The organism is Paenibacillus sp. FSL R7-0204 (assembly GCF_038002225.1).
Classification (GTDB): domain Bacteria; phylum Bacillota; class Bacilli; order Paenibacillales; family Paenibacillaceae; genus Paenibacillus_AQ.
Map to the genome: position 1 here is coordinate 490,636 of NZ_JBBOCA010000001.1, position 14,714 is coordinate 505,349.

The window sequence follows — 14,714 nt, forward strand, 5'->3', positions numbered from 1 at the left end:
CTCTGTTTTTGTACAAATATAAGTGTGATCAGCGGCTACATGAAGTCGAAATAGTAGCGGATCACATGGAAGAATACCGGTGCGGTGTAGGCAAGACTGTCTACGCGGCTCAGATAGCTTTGCTTAAGGGCAGCGAATTTGTCATCGTCCCCGATCAGCAGATCCCGCTTCAGGACGGAGACTGTCAGGCTGCCGAAGAAGCCGCTGAGACTGATCAGCATGCCGGAGAGATAGCCAAAGGCCGGATTCAGCGGTGTAAGATGAGAATAGATCAGGTAAGAGCCTGCTGTCGTCACCACGAATGCGCAGACGAAGCCCTCCCAGGTCAGATGGGGATTGGCGGTCGGGACGATCCGGTGTTTGCCGATGTAGAGCGAGGCCAGATAATGCACGGCATCATTGAGCTGGGTCAGCACCACCAGGAAGAGAACCAGCCCTGCGCCGTATTCCGGCGTGGCGAACTGGAAATAGGCCAGATGGCTAAGCCCGAAGACCATCAGCATCAGTCCCCACTGCACCGCGCTGACACCGCGCAGGAAGCCGAGCGTTCCCTTGTTAATCAGCCGGGGAATCGGCAGCAGCAGGAACACATAGACTGGAATGAAGATAATGAACATCCCGTACCATTCCACGTAGATCCAGTAGAATTGCAGCGGAATGGACAGGTACGCCCAGAGGAACAGCCTGCGGTCTGCTTTTCGGGTGCGGATCATGGAGAAGTATTCCTTGAGGGCGAAGAAGCTCAGGACCATCAGGGAGAGCAGAGAGACCAGGGCGTTAGACAGGGTAGCCAGGCAGAAGATGAACAGCATGCCCCACCAGGTTCGGATACGGAAGCCGATTCCGGTATAATCCTTGTCCTTCTGTAATTTGCTGACCACAAGATACAGCACATGGATCACCGATAGAGCTGCAAAGATCAGAACTAGTGTGAATAAAGAACGGTTCATTACAATCACCAACTTGTCTCGGGTATCATTTCAATATAGGAATTTTATGCTAAAATAGACAGAGCGTCCAGCTTATTATGAAGTAAAACAACTGACTTGATAAGGGGAAATATTGTAAATGTCAGCAGATCCATCGGTGTACATCATGCTCACCAATACGGGAACGCTGTTCACGAAGCTCATTCAGGGTTATACCAAAGCGCCGTATAATCATGCCTCGATCTCGTTTAACCGGGAGCTGTCCGAGCTATATAGCTTTGGAAGGAAGCATCCGGCCAATCCGCTGAACGGGGGGTTCGTGAAGGAGGATATCCGCACAGGCACCTACAGCAAATACCCGGAGACGACCTGCGTTATCTACGAGCTTCAGGTTACGGACCGTGAGGTTGAGAAAATGAAGCGGGTGCTCCAGGTCTTCATCCGCAGCCGCCAGAAGTATCTCTACAATATCCTCGGTGTCATCGGCATTGCACTGAAGGAGCCGGTAGAGTTCAGCAACTCGTATTTCTGTTCGCAGTTTGTTGCCGAGATTCTGGAGCGCTCGGGCATTAAGCTGTGGAACAAGCTGCCTGCACTCGTCACCCCGGATGACTTCCGGCAGAGCGACCGGCTGCATCTGGTCTATTACGGCAAGCTGAGCGAATACAAGCCCTCCAGCAGGTAGAGAAGTCCTCGTTCCCGGTAGGGAAGGGGACTTTACTTATACAAGAAACTTACCGGGCTTATTCCGCTGGGAGTGTGATATTTTAATTGAAAAAAGGGGAGTGAAGAAATGGTTCACGCCAAGGATGTGCTGGCTGATCAATTGCTGGCTGGCGCCAATGACCCAAGCTGGCATCTGCCGTATATGCAGGCAACAGAGGAGGTCGCCGAGGAAGAAGCTTTCTGGAAACCCGGCCAAGGGCTGTTCAGCATTGCCGAGCTTACCGCTCATCTGTTGTACTGGAATGAAGCCTGGCAGACCCGGTACCGGGAGGGGCATATGGATGCCGTGCCTCCGGTGGGGGATAATCACCTGAGCTTCATGCTTCCTGCGGATACTTCCTTCGGTGAGCTCCGCGGCAGACTGGTGGACACAATGCTGGCCTGGCAGGACCTGTTGTCCGAGGAAGGGCTGGAGAACCAGGTGAACGGGTTCCCGGAGCCCGCGGCATGGTGGGAGCTCATCAGTAATGCGGCGACACATAATGCCTATCATATCGGCCAGATCGTATTGCTGCATAAGCTGTACACCCTGGCCAAGTAACGTAAGAAGCATAGAAGGGGCGGACAGACTGGCTGAAGATTCCTGCCGGTCTTTTTGCTGTGCAGAATACCTTATCCTGTATTAATCTGGAGCATGTGATATTCTTGGCATAGGGTCTACCGAAGGGAAAAGAGAGGGATTCATATCATGATTGAGAACATCATCAGAGGTCTGGAAGCAAGATATGCCTGCCGGCTGGAACGGCTGACAGGGGGATATACGAATCTCACCTATCTGATGGCGGGGGCGGAGCCGCCGCTTGTAGCCAAAATAACAAATCTGTCCAATGAAGATACGCTCAATGAGGTTCAGGTCATGCGGCTGGTACAGGGAAGCTGTGATACCCCGGTGGTCCATGAGGTGGCAGAGATGGACGGAATGCGCATCATCATCATGGACTGCATGCAGGGCGGGAACGCCCAATCGATTCTGGATGCCAGGGACTGGATAAGAGCTGAGCGGATCTACAGCAGAATGGGGCAGCTGCTGGCTGCCCAGATTCATTCCCGCCCTTATCAGCCGCAAGAGACAGAGATCCGGCTCAGCAACAGGTCTGCACTGGGTCAGGTGATTCAGAAGCTGGAATTCGTTCCCGCCGCTCTCGGCAGGCAGTCGCTTCACTTTCTGTCTGCGGCGGAGGCCGGGGAGCTTCCGTGGGTCCTGACCCATGGCGATTACGGAGTACATAATCTGCTCTGTGAAGCCGATGATATACTGCATGTGCTGGACTGGGAATGGGCGGAATGGGGCAGCCCGCTGAATGATGTAGCCTGGGTCTGCTGGTTCACGAAGCACCATTATCCCGTACAATCCGTGCTGCTTAACACGGCCTTCATGCAGGGCTATCTGTCTGTTAACCCGTTATCTTTCACACCGCAGCAGATGAAGGCGGCGAGTCTGTACAGGGTATGGAATATCCTGCACCGCCTGCAGATAGCGCCTAAGGAAGTGCAGCGTGAATGGGTCAGACGTCTCGAATGGACACTGGATGAGGACTTCGCAGAGCTGCACGGAATTAGCTGAGGAAGAGGCTTTTGCCGAATGCCTGTGATCTGTAGCCTGGAACTCCTGAGTTGTCAGAGCTGATCAGTCCTCCGGCACCACGACCTGAATGTGGCGCGGAATGGTGCTTAAGCGAATCGGCAGCGGTGGACCTTGCTCGCCGTCCACATTCGTCTGTACCGGCTCGGTGGAGCGGACGGAGACCTCCTTGGCTGTGAAGTAGATGACATCCTTATGATTCCGCAGATTGCCGAGCAGCAGGGAGATGCTGACCGTAACGGAATTCAGCAGGTGCAGGTCCTTGACGATGAAGCAATGGAGCAGGCCGTCATCTACAGCGGCAGCAGGGGCAAGCTTCTCGAAGCCGCCGACGGAATTCGTCAGCGCAGCAATGAACAGCGGGGAGGAGCCTTCCCAGATCTCCCCGTCGTGAGTAATCGTCAGGGTATGTGCAGTATTGCTGGCCAGCTCCTTAATGCCCTCTTTTAGATAAGCAAGGAACCCGAGCCGGCTCTTGTCTTCGGAGCTGACCGAGGAGAGGGAGCCTGCCAGAGAGCCTGCGGCCACCACATTGACGAACAGCCGGTCATTCATCCGGCCCATATCGACTCTTCGGGTCCGGGGCGAAGCCAGACTCTGGATTGCCTCTTCAGGAACAAGCGGAATCTGTAGCGCGCGGGCGAAATCATTGACGGTGCCCATTGGAACAATGCCAAGTGTAGGGCGGTGCTGCTGATCTGTGAGGCCGTTCATCGTCTCATGGAGCGTTCCGTCTCCTCCAATGGCAACCACCAGATCATAGCACTCGGCGCAGGCCTGGAGGCAGAAGGCGGTTGCATCTCCTTCTCCTGCGGTCTCCTGGACGGTAACCTGATATCCTGCACCTTGCAGCACCTCTTCCGCTGCTCTGATATAATCCCGCGCCTCTGCCTTGCCGGACGACGGGTTCATGATGACCATGGCCTGCTGCATACTGCACTCCTCTCTCTTGTAACCGGATTAATATCCATTAACCAACTAAGTATAGCGTTTGAATCAAAAGCGCCAAAAGGCGCAGTGTCCCTTTGGCGCTGGGCCGGTGTATATCTGCCGCTGTCTGCTGCGGCTATCTTCCTTCGATCCGCCGTCCATAAGATTCGGCGTAGGCCGCGCTGCGGAACTTGAGAATCGGGTCATCCGAGAGGAGCATGCCGGGTGTAAGGATCGTAGGGTCCATGAGCAGATATTTCGGATCGGGGCAGATCTCTGAAATATGCAGCCGTCCGAGATCGATTCTGCGGCGCTCTTCGGGCCAGGCACGCGTGGGATCGTCCGTAGCATCGCCTTCCTCCCCGAGAACAGCGACCAGCTGGAAGATGGCCGGCTCATCCTTGAAGCGCAGCTCCAGCTCATCCTCCAGATAGCGGTCCGGCTGCTGCGCAGCCTCTTCCAGCGTCAGTGTGCGTACGCCCGTCTCGGGAACCCACTCGAACCGGACAGACTGCTGCCTGCCCTCTGCATTGACCAGCACATAAGCATGGATGCAGTAGTAATGACATTCGGCGTAGCTGGCAGGAGGCTTCAGCCGCCGCACAGCGAACAGGGCCTCCTTGCTCTCGCTGAAATGGCTGACAATTTCCTTCATCAGCTCAATCGGTCCGAGTGTCCCGGTCCGCAGCCGGTGGGCCATACGCACAATGTCGATGAAGGACTCCGGGGTCCGCGCAAAAAAGACAGGGACGGTCACTCCAAGCAGATTCGTAACCTCGCCATCCGGCAGGATGAACTGGACAGCCATCCCCTTGGCAGGGGAGAGCAGATCCGCCAGTGCCGGATCGGTGGAGCTGCCCGAGAAGCGGATAATGGCATTCACCTGCTGCTCCTGAAGGTGTTCCGCTTCCGTGAACTCCTTCCCCAGTCCGCTCGGACGGAAAAAGCCGCGGCAGCAGACTCCCGCCGCATGGGCACGCCGGTATCCGGGATGGACACCGGACAGTTTCTCGATCGCGTCTACTGCCTCGGCGGCAAGCGCTGTATTCTCCCCGGTGTCTGCGGCAGGCTGGCTGCTGCTGTGCTCCGATTCCGATTCATTCATACCCGCTTTCACTCCTTCATGGTCATTTATAACGTATACAAGCTATCTTCTAATTATTACCACTTCCATCACTCATCCAAACTGCTTCCCGTAGACATTCACCTGGTTACCATGGTTATCGACGGCACCTCTGATCCGGCCATATCCGTTCAGAGTCCAAAACAGCTCACCGGCCTTATTCTCGAGTTGGACAGCCAGTCTGACAGCTTGTGCACCCTGTTGCTGGAATCTTCTCTCTAGTTCATGCACAGCAGCCTTCCCTAACCCTTGCCGGCTATACTGCCGGTGAATCACAAGGAGGCCAATCCAGGGATAGTGATCCGGGCCGTAGTCTGGGAGATAAGTGAGCAGGCCGGCGACGCGATCACGGAACTTGATGTACAGCATTTTCTCACCCATGGCGAGGTTCTTACGGTTCTCTGCTTGCAGCTCCAGCGGTTCAAGGTAAGACTTATGCTCTACCATCAGATTGAATTCAGGCTGTGAATTTAAGATAGAGGCTTGGATAGTGAGACTCTCTGGAGACAGCGGGTTGGTAACAGCTTCTAACCGGATCATAATAATACCACCTAGTTATTAAATTACTATCTAATTAGATAGTAATTTAATAACTGAGTTAAATCAAGTTATATGTTAAACTTAGACAGACTTATCCCTATAACACATGCTTAAGCAGGAATGGAGAAATGAAATCATGAATGAATTGCCAAATTGCCCGCAGTGCAGCTCTGTGTACACCTATGAGGACGGAGCGCTTCTGGTTTGCCCGGAATGCGGACATGAGTGGTCTTTGGATGCAGGAAGTGCAAGCGGTGAAGAAGAGAAGGTAGTTAAGGATGCTAACGGAAATGTACTGGCTGACGGGGACACCGTAACGGTGATTAAGGATCTCAAGGTCAAAGGCAGCTCGTCCGTTCTGAAGATAGGCACCAAGGTGAAGAATATCCGGCTGGTGGATGGTGACCATGATATCGACTGCAAAATCGACGGGTTCGGCGCAATGAAGCTGAAATCGGAGTTTGTGCGCAAGGCATAGCATGAAGCAGGCGGAAGAGATGGAAATAAGGCACTTATTTCTGGCGGAATGGAGTCATATGAAGAAGCAGTTGGAAAAAGTACACCTGATTCACCGAATCTCATAGAATCGGCCACGTTTGGTCAGATGAAGTGCCTTTTTTCCAACTGTCACTCCTGAATGGGGCATTTGCTTAACAGCAAGTGTAGAAAATCCAACTGTTACATGGTTTGCCTAATCTCTCCCCCGTTATAGAATCCGCCGCGCGGTAACAAACCGCTGCTTCCACTTGCTGCTGAAATCCTCCATATGTACACCCTGCTCCTTGGAGTAGGTATGCAGTATCCGGTTATTTCCGGCATAGATGGCTACATGTCCGACGTCGAGACCTCTGGCGGTGAAGAACAGCAGATCTCCGGTGCGCAGCTCGTCCAGGCTAATCTTTCGGCCTTCCTGCGCCTGATCATAGGAGACGCGGGGAAGCTCAATCCCAAGCGTATCTCCGAACACACGCTTCACAAAAGAAGAACAGTCGAACGTATCCGTCTGCTCAGGAGAAGCGCCGAATTCATAAGGGGTATTCAGGTATTTCCGGCCCTCGTTAATCACTGCCTCTCCCTGCTTCTGGAGCAGCGAGGGGCTTCTGTAATCCGTGAATTTCGGCTTGGAAGATACATATCCTCTCACATGATCTGCGGTCCGCACCTCCAGCCAGAGGGCATCAACCTCACGGATAACATGGACCTTGCTTCCGGCGGGCAGCAGGCTCTGGCTAGTGGCGCTGCTCCCGGCTTCCGGGGTGCTGCGCAGGTTGACCCCCCAGGTGACCGTGGTCTCGTAGGCGGCCGCCGAGGAGATAAGAACGGAGCCCGAGGCCGGCTCCCAGCTCACCTGGCTGCCCAGTGCTTCACTGACGAAGCGCAGAGGAATCATACTGTAGCCTTGCGACAGTTGTCCCGGTACAGTCAGCTGGGTGGTCTTCCCGTTCAGCAGAGCTGTGGACGAGCCTAAGGTATAGGTAAGTGCAGTGCCGCCTTTGACGGCGGTTACGGTCTTGCTTGCATTGTTCCAGGAGAGCTCAGCCCCCTGGGCTTCGAACAAGCCGCGCATGGGAACCAGTACAGTACCGCTGATGTTCAGCGGCCGGGTCTCCGGCTGGAGCCGCTGCCCGTCCAGGTAGATGGAGATGGGCTGGGGTGAAGGGGCTGCATCTGCATGGACGCGCTCTGGCAATAACAGGGCCAGTCCAAGCAGAGACAGCAGCATAGTCGTTCTTGTTGTCATGGATTCATCACCTTATGGATAGATTTAACTCTATCCAGTTAGACGCGATTGGTGTGAATTGGTTTTGTGCCAATTGTTGGCAGGAATATGGAGACAGGATATATCCTCAGGCTCAATAAAATACTTTCTTGTGCAAGAGATCGAGCGCCCGCTCGGTCTCTTTGCGTTCCTCAGCGCTCAGGCCGGCGATGCGCTGCTCGAACCGCACGGCTATCTGCGAGAACGCCTCATTCATCAACGCCTCGCCTGCGGCGGAGAGCGTAATTCCCTGCCTGCGGCGGTCAGCGGGGTCGGTGATGCGGGTACATAGCCCTTTTTCGCTGAGCTTCTTCAGCTCCCGGCTCGTATTGGGCATCGACATGTTCATGCAGTCGCTGATCTCGCTGAGCGTAACAGGCTGGCTGACGGCGATGTATTCGACAATCTTATATTGCAGCGGCGTTAAGCCGTCTGAGTTCACATCTTTGGAAATATCATTCGTTATTTGATGGACGGCAGTGGTGAAGGCAATGAATTTTTGAAAAAGATGGTTGTTGTCCATAAGATCACCTCAGAGGTCACAATACCAGAATAATTATCAAAAAACAATTATCATTTGACAAGTAATTTGCGGCTGTGTTATGTTTTGGTTATCAAATGACAACTAAAGGGGAATAACACTGATGAATACACTTGTAATCTACACCCATCCGAACCATAAGAGCCTGAGCTACGCCTTCCTGGAGGAAGTGCTGCGGGGCAGTAAGGAGAATGCCAAGATTACGGAAGTCAAGGTGCTTGATCTGTATGAGGCCGGATTCGATCCGGTCCTGGTGTTCAATGAGAATCGGCGCAGACGGGATATGTACCGGGAACCGGAGCTGGCAGCGTACAGGGAGCAGCTGCTGTGGGCCGATCAGATCGTTCTGGTCTATCCCATCTGGTGGGGACGCCCTCCGGCGATGCTGATGGGCTACATTGACCGGATGTTTGCATCGGGCTTCGCCTACCGGGATAAGGGCGGACTTTTGCCGGAGGGGCTGCTCAAGGGGAAGAGCGTGATCTGCATTTCCAGCATGAAGGGGCCGACCCACTACCCGCTGCTGTGGCTGGGGAACTCGCATAAGATACTGATGCGCAAAGCTCTGTTCAACTACGTGGGCATCCGTAAGGTGAAGTTCTTCGAATTCGGTAACATGGAGAGCAAGAAGGGGAAGCATAGCAAGAAGCTGGAGCAGATCTACCGCTATTTCAAGACAGTGGGGTGAATCTTGCACAATCTATTTGACATCCGGCCAACTTGTAACTACAATGGTTACATTAGTGGTGATTACCGATGTCAACAAGAGCTTAGAGCTGAGATTGAAATACAAGAACCCAAATGGAGGAATTTGAGATGACAATCGCATTAACAGGAGCAACAGGCAAATTTGGTTCCATCGTAGCAGAGACTCTGCTGAAGACCGTATCCGCTGAGAATATTGTAGCCAGTGTCAGAAACCCGGAGAAGGCAGAAGCCCTGAAGGCGCGCGGCGTCGATGTCCGTCATGGTGATTTCGATCAGCCGGAGACGCTGGATACCGCTTTTGCCGGAGTGGAGCGCCTGCTGATCGTCTCGGCTGACGGCGACAATGACACACGTATCCGCCAGCATAAGGCAGCTGTAGACGCCGCTGTCCGTGCTGGTGTAGGCTTCATCGTCTACACCAGTGTAGGCGATGCGGATAACAGCTCCCTGTTCCTGGCGCCGGTACACCGTGCGACAGAAGAGTTCATCCGTGAATCCGGCATTCCGTATGCTTTCCTGCGCAATAACTGGTATCTGGAGAACGAAGTCGGCTCCATTCAGGCCGTGAAGGCCGGCGCTCCTTGGCTGACCTCAGCCGAAGACGGCAAGGTCGGCTGGGCATTGCGCAGCGACTATGCTGAAGCGGCTGCTGCTGTTCTGGCTGGAGAGAGCCGTGAGAGTGTCATCTACGAATTGTCCGGCACTCCGCTTACCCAGGCAGAGCTGGCAGCGGTGGTCGGTGAGGTTCTAGGCCAGGAGGTGGCCGTGCAGCAGGTGGATGACACCGCCTATGCGAAGATTATGGCAGGTGCAGGTGTGCCGGAAGCGGCGCTGCCGATCGTCGTTGCCATTCAGGCAGCCATCCGTGATGGCGCGCTGAATATCGAGAGCGGCGATCTTGCGAAGCTGCTGAACCGTCCGCTTACCCCGCTGAGTGAAGGTGTTCGCGCATTGCTGGCGTAACTTAATCCGCATGATGAACAAGACCCGCCAGTAATACACTGGCAGGCTTGCTATGAAGAGGCTGTCCTATACCGGTTGTTTCGGCAACCGGCGGACAGCCTTTTTTGTGCTTAACTGATCCGAGCGGGCTGAATGTAGTTCAGCGGGAGCAAACTAGTACAGCATCAGATTTAAAAGGATGAATAAGCTTTTTAAAACTTATCAACCCAAAATCTAACGGACCGGAGAGGTCTTATCCCCGCGAAAACGCCACTTTTTGCAGCTTGACGGACTCAGGCGACCTTATCGTCTCTCTATGAGATGGTTCGGAGCTGAAGTGCAAAGGATAAGGCCTGTGGAGTCCGTTACTCGCCTAATTGACGACTTTCTTCCCAAATAAGAGCGTCTCAGTCCGTTACGCTAAGCCAAACGCCCCTGAAGAACAACCCCCCGCTTGGAAAAAAGAAGTAATTTGAAGAGGAATTGCGTCTGCTCCACTATTTTTAATCTGACGACCTACTAGGGGCACTACTGCGCAAATTAATTAAATGATGTAATAGCAGGCTGAAATAAGGTGTAAGCCGCGCTGCGGCTAGAGATACAAGGCGATTGGGGGGGCGAAGGCTGGGGGTGGTGTTTATTTTTTTGTGCGGGATGGTGATCCAAACCTGAATTCCCTGCGTTTCAGTGTATGTACAGGCAAACAGGCAGACAGGCAACGTGAACACCACATATTATACCAACCCAAGGAGTGAAGTGAGATGAAGATGAAGAAGCTAGTCGTTCCCATGTTAAGCTTGACCCTAATGGTACCTGCGCTGGCAGGTGCGGAGGCAGCTCCGGCAGCCACAATGATGAAGGCTTCGGTGAATACACCGGCAGCCGAGCTGAGAGCGGGCCTGGATTATTTGCTCTCCGAGCATTTCACCCTTGCCGTAACCGCAATGACGAAGGCCTATGACGGTACCAAGGATGCGGCAGCAGCTTACCAGGCGCTTGATCAGAATGCACTCGATATGCAGCCCGCCATTGCTTCACTGTACGGCGATGCAGGCGCGGCAGAATTTGAACGGATTTTCCGTGCACATAACAAGTACACCGACGATCTGGTGAAGGCGACGAAGAACAAGGACACCGCAGCCGTCAAAGCTGCAGAAGATAAAGTAAGCGGCTTTGTAGACGAATTCGGGAATTTCCTCGGCACAGCAACAGAGGGCAAGCTTCCGGCAGCAGCCGCGAAGCAGGTTATCCGCAGTCATGAGAACCATGTCCAGGAAGTGTTCGAGGATTATGCAACCGGTGATTACAAGGGCGCGTATGAAGCCTACCGTAAGGGGTATGCTGAGATGTTTGGCATCAGCAAGGCCTTGTCCAGTGCGATTACCACGCAAATGCCTGCTAAATTCGAGAATACCAAGGCAGATACCAAGGCTGCTGATCTGAGATCCGCACTCAACCAGTTAGCGGGTGAACACTTCGCCTTGTCCGTCCTGCAAATGCAGGAGCAATATGACGGAAGAGCGGCTTCCAATGCGCTGATTGCAGCCGAAGCTATGAATACGGCAGACTTCAAGGCAGCAATTGCTTCTATCTATGGTGCAGACGGGGCAGCGGCCTTCGAGAAGATCTGGGTCACGAATCATGTGAATGCCCAGGCTGATTTCGTAACGGCAGTGAAGAACAATGATGCAGCGGCAAAAGCGGCAGTTGAAGCGCGTATCGCCGGCTTCACCACTGAATTCGCAGCCTTCCTTGATTCGGCTACAGCAGGCAATCTGCCGAAGTCGGCGGGGCAATCCGCACTGACCACACACGAGAATCAGGTACAGCAGGTGCTTACGCAATATGCAGCGGGCAACAATGACGCTTCTTACAAGACGAACCGCGAGGGCTACAAAACGATGTTCGGGGTAGGCCAAGCGCTGGGCAATGCGATTGTTACACAGTTCAACGACAAGTTCCAGGATGCAGCAGCACCCGCACCTGCAACACCAGCAGATCCTGCTTCCATGATGAAAGTCTGGATGAAGGTCGGCAGCGGCGTCCTGAACATTAACGGACAAGTAACTCAAATGGATACCAAGCCGTTCATCTGGAGCGGAATGACCTACATCCCGCTTCGTTATCTGAGTGAAGGCATCGGGGCAGAGGTGAAATGGGACAAACAAGCTCAACAGGTTACGATTACAGCAGGCAACGACACCCTGGTATTCTGGATGAACAAAGACTTCATGGAAGTCAACGGCATGAGAAAATCCGTCGGCGCCAAAGTCTTTGTGAACGACGACAACAGAACCGTAGTTCCCCTTCGTTTCATCACCGAATTGCTGGGCTGGAACGTACAATGGGGCAACGCCGATCAGTCTATTACGTTGACTAAGAGCATGTGATTTTGTGAACGGAAGTTAACCTTCTATTTTAGGGCAGGATTAGACCAAGCCCGCAAGCGGCTCACTGTAACAGGTTCCGTTTGCGGGTTTTTGTTGAGCGCGGAATCCGTTTTTTACATTGACAACCTATCAGATAAGGAAGGGTCCACACATGAACAGTACCAGCCTTTTGGCGTACCTGTAGAAGTTATATTTGTCGTATGGGAGCGGTTCCCGTATCATGTACATTAATTAGGCAACAGACCTTCCAATCTGAATTAACGCAGGTGATCCTATCAAAATTTCCATCGAGCATATCAGCAGGGAGCAGCAAGAGGAAATCATCATCAGATGCTATGAAGCAAACGAAGAGATCAGTGAGATTGTACATAAGCTTAAGGCAGAGACCCTTGTGCTCCTGGGAGTCCAGGAAGAGCGGGTCAGCCGCATCAAGCTCAGTGACGTCTATTATTTCGAAGCCGTGGACGGCAAAGTGTTTGTCTACAGCGAGAACCAGGTGCATGAAGTGAAGCAGAAGCTGTATGAGCTGGAGGAGCTGTGCCGGGACAAGAACTGTTTTCGTGCCTCCAAATCCACGATTCTGAATATCGCCAAGATCGAAAGTGTGCGTCCATCCCTCAGCGGCAGGTTCACAGCACTGCTTGATAATGGGGAACGTGTAGTCATTTCAAGACAGTATGTGCCCGTACTGAAGCAAAGACTTGGATTATAAAGGGGGATCATAGCATGAAGCGTTCTGAGGTTGCCAAAGACATCATCCGTGATTTTCTGGTTATCTTCGCATCCATCATCATAATCATTACGGTGCTGCGGCAGATTTTTATGCCGGAACTCGCCTTTGACCTGATATCCATCTATACGATCATGGGCTTCTCCCTGCTTGGGGCATTGACAGGCTTGATGTTGTACGCTCCTGACGGGATGAGTGAGCGGGCGATGCGTGTGAGAATCGTGATTCATTTTCTCCTGCTGGAGCTTCTGTTGATTACCCTTGCCAGCCTGATTGGAGCTGTGGCCAGTGTGTCCGCTGCACTGCTGTTTGCCCTGCAAATCGCTGTAGTCTATGCCATTGTCCGTCTGCTGTCCTATGAGAAGGATAAGAAGGAAGCGGAGCTGATTAATGAGCGGCTGAAGGCGGTGAAGCAGGACATCCGAGAGTAATTCCTTAGTCAATATCGCGCTTTGTGGGGCTTTTTTGCATCTTATTGCCCTGTAGCTACAGCTTACCGTAAATGGGTATACACCCTTTTCGCAGTTTTTTATGATGAGTTCATCACTTAACGCGAAAAGGAGAATCCCTATGCACAGCGGCATTAAGCTCATAAGCTGGATTAGAATCACCCTGTTTATCGTATTCGTTATTCTTATATTGTCCCCCGTTATCGATTGGAGCTTCAGCTTGGTATTACTGGCGGCATTGCTGTTTGTTTTTGCGCTGAAAGGCTCGGTTAATCTGATCCGTAAGAAGGCGGCCGTGAGACCGTCCAGACGTTCAAGCCGTGTGTGGAAAAGGCTGCTAACCGCTGTGGCGCTGCTAATCGCACTTATCCCGCCTGTTCTATTCCCGCAGTATCGTACACCTGAAGTAACAGGGGAATATGAGGTCAGAACGGCAGTATACACCTATACGGACCCTGACCGGATGGAGGGATTTACAGATACGGGGGAGAGCCGGAGGGTGAACGTGAAATTCTGGTATCCGGACTATGCCGGGGGTACCTATCCGTTGGTGGTCTTTTCTCATGGTGCTTATGGAGTTAGAGAGAGCAACACGTCAACCTTCACGGAGCTGGCCAGCCACGGCTATGTTGTGGTATCCATCGATCACCCCTACCATTCTTTTTATACACAAGGCGTGGACGGGAAGGTCACTATGGTTAATGCAGAATATATGCGGGAGGTTAACGATTCCAATAAGGACGGAGTGTACACCGTGGAAGAGCTGTATGGCCTTACGCGTAAATGGATGAAGCTGCGGACCGGGGATATGAATCTGGTAATCGATCATATCCTGGAGAAAGCCGCCAGTAGCGAGGAACCCGTGTACCAGCGGATTGATACGGGGCACATTGGCGTATTCGGCCACTCGATGGGCGGTGCGGCAAGCGTGGCGCTCGGCCGGGAGCGCAGTGATGTGGATGCTGTTGTGAATCTGGATGCGCCGTTCTTCACCGAGCTGGTGTATGACCGGAAGCTGAATGATCTGGCGGCCAAAAATGAACCCTACCGCGTACCGCTGCTGAACATCTATACGGACGATGTGTGGAGACAGCTCGGGAAGAACTCGGCTTATGCGGCGAATAAGACCGACAATCCGAACTTCAAGGATGCCTATACCGTTCATTTTGAGGGAGCCAAGCACTTAAGCCTGACCGACCTGCCGCTGTTCTCCCCCATCCTTGCGAATATGTTACAGCGCGGGCAGGCGGATATCGATAAGTATTACTGTATTGAGACCATGAATAGGCTAATTCTTGAGTTCTACGACTACACGTTAAAAGGCAACGGGCAGTTTGCGCCGCAGGCGGTGTATTAAGTGGGGAT

At 53.0% G+C, this 14,714-nt stretch carries 16 protein-coding genes; 10 read left to right on the top strand and 6 right to left on the bottom strand.

The window, feature by feature from the left end:
- Window positions 1-35 precede the first annotated feature (35 nt).
- Window positions 36-950, bottom strand: coding sequence for a phosphatidate cytidylyltransferase (locus MKX42_RS02350; protein WP_340750926.1), 915 nt, complete (start codon window positions 948-950; stop codon window positions 36-38).
- Window positions 951-1,068: 118 nt separating this feature from the next.
- Here MKX42_RS02350 and MKX42_RS02355 point away from each other — a divergent pair, with 118 nt between their 5' ends.
- The 3 genes from MKX42_RS02355 (at window position 1,069) to MKX42_RS02365 (ending at window position 3,219) form a co-directional block, all read left to right on the top strand.
- Window positions 1,069-1,614: a hypothetical protein gene (locus MKX42_RS02355; protein WP_209868779.1), complete on the top strand. Its 546-nt coding sequence runs from the start codon at window positions 1,069-1,071 to the stop codon at window positions 1,612-1,614.
- Window positions 1,615-1,722: 108 nt separating this feature from the next.
- Window positions 1,723-2,196, top strand: a complete 474-nt coding sequence (locus tag MKX42_RS02360; RefSeq protein ID WP_340750928.1) for a DinB family protein — start codon at window positions 1,723-1,725, stop codon at window positions 2,194-2,196.
- Between the two features lie 147 nt (window positions 2,197-2,343).
- Window positions 2,344-3,219 carry a phosphotransferase family protein gene (locus tag MKX42_RS02365; RefSeq protein WP_340750930.1) on the top strand — a complete coding sequence of 292 codons (876 nt, stop codon included), beginning with the start codon at window positions 2,344-2,346 and terminating at the stop codon, window positions 3,217-3,219.
- A gap of 63 nt (window positions 3,220-3,282) precedes the next feature.
- Here MKX42_RS02365 and MKX42_RS02370 read toward each other — a convergent pair whose 3' ends face one another.
- From MKX42_RS02370 to MKX42_RS02380, 3 genes are all read right to left on the bottom strand, one after another.
- The gene (locus MKX42_RS02370; protein WP_340750932.1) at window positions 3,283-4,170 is read right to left on the bottom strand and encodes a diacylglycerol/lipid kinase family protein; all 888 of its coding nucleotides are present in this window, start codon (window positions 4,168-4,170) and stop codon (window positions 3,283-3,285) included.
- Between the two features lie 133 nt (window positions 4,171-4,303).
- Window positions 4,304-5,272 (bottom strand): catalase family peroxidase, encoded by a 969-nt coding sequence (locus MKX42_RS02375; RefSeq protein ID WP_340750934.1) that lies wholly within the window; start codon window positions 5,270-5,272, stop codon window positions 4,304-4,306.
- Window positions 5,273-5,344: 72 nt separating this feature from the next.
- Complete coding sequence (locus MKX42_RS02380) at window positions 5,345-5,830, bottom strand: GNAT family N-acetyltransferase (protein ID WP_340750936.1); 486 nt, start codon at window positions 5,828-5,830, stop codon at window positions 5,345-5,347.
- Window positions 5,831-5,966: 136 nt separating this feature from the next.
- On the opposite strand from MKX42_RS02380, the gene MKX42_RS02385 reads away from it, so the two are divergent.
- Complete coding sequence (locus tag MKX42_RS02385) at window positions 5,967-6,308, top strand: zinc ribbon domain-containing protein YjdM (RefSeq protein WP_339252233.1); 342 nt, start codon at window positions 5,967-5,969, stop codon at window positions 6,306-6,308.
- A 228-nt stretch (window positions 6,309-6,536) separates the two neighbouring features.
- Here MKX42_RS02385 and MKX42_RS02390 read toward each other — a convergent pair whose 3' ends face one another.
- Both MKX42_RS02390 and MKX42_RS02395 read right to left on the bottom strand, forming a co-directional pair.
- Window positions 6,537-7,571, bottom strand: a complete 1,035-nt coding sequence (locus MKX42_RS02390) for a C40 family peptidase (RefSeq protein WP_340750937.1) — start codon at window positions 7,569-7,571, stop codon at window positions 6,537-6,539.
- A 112-nt stretch (window positions 7,572-7,683) separates the two neighbouring features.
- Window positions 7,684-8,112 carry a MarR family winged helix-turn-helix transcriptional regulator gene (locus tag MKX42_RS02395; RefSeq protein WP_340750939.1) on the bottom strand — a complete coding sequence of 143 codons (429 nt, stop codon included), beginning with the start codon at window positions 8,110-8,112 and terminating at the stop codon, window positions 7,684-7,686.
- A gap of 121 nt (window positions 8,113-8,233) precedes the next feature.
- Here MKX42_RS02395 and MKX42_RS02400 point away from each other — a divergent pair, with 121 nt between their 5' ends.
- The 6 genes from MKX42_RS02400 to MKX42_RS02425 all read left to right on the top strand — a co-directional run bounded on the left by MKX42_RS02400 (window position 8,234) and on the right by MKX42_RS02425 (window position 14,706).
- Window positions 8,234-8,818 (top strand): NAD(P)H-dependent oxidoreductase, encoded by a 585-nt coding sequence (locus MKX42_RS02400; protein WP_340750941.1) that lies wholly within the window; start codon window positions 8,234-8,236, stop codon window positions 8,816-8,818.
- A 128-nt stretch (window positions 8,819-8,946) separates the two neighbouring features.
- Window positions 8,947-9,801, top strand: a complete 855-nt coding sequence (locus tag MKX42_RS02405; protein ID WP_340750943.1) for an SDR family oxidoreductase — start codon at window positions 8,947-8,949, stop codon at window positions 9,799-9,801.
- 740 nt (window positions 9,802-10,541) lie between these two features.
- The gene (locus MKX42_RS02410; RefSeq protein WP_340750945.1) at window positions 10,542-12,170 is read left to right on the top strand and encodes a copper amine oxidase N-terminal domain-containing protein; all 1,629 of its coding nucleotides are present in this window, start codon (window positions 10,542-10,544) and stop codon (window positions 12,168-12,170) included.
- Between the two features lie 391 nt (window positions 12,171-12,561).
- Window positions 12,562-12,882 carry a LytTR family DNA-binding domain-containing protein gene (locus tag MKX42_RS02415; RefSeq protein WP_235191764.1) on the top strand — a complete coding sequence of 107 codons (321 nt, stop codon included), beginning with the start codon at window positions 12,562-12,564 and terminating at the stop codon, window positions 12,880-12,882.
- Window positions 12,883-12,896: 14 nt separating this feature from the next.
- Window positions 12,897-13,331, top strand: coding sequence for a DUF3021 family protein (locus tag MKX42_RS02420; protein ID WP_340750947.1), 435 nt, complete (start codon window positions 12,897-12,899; stop codon window positions 13,329-13,331).
- A 139-nt stretch (window positions 13,332-13,470) separates the two neighbouring features.
- A complete protein-coding gene (locus tag MKX42_RS02425) occupies window positions 13,471-14,706 on the top strand; it encodes an alpha/beta hydrolase family protein (RefSeq protein ID WP_340750949.1) in 1,236 nt (411 codons plus the stop codon).
- Window positions 14,707-14,714: the final 8 nt, after the last annotated feature.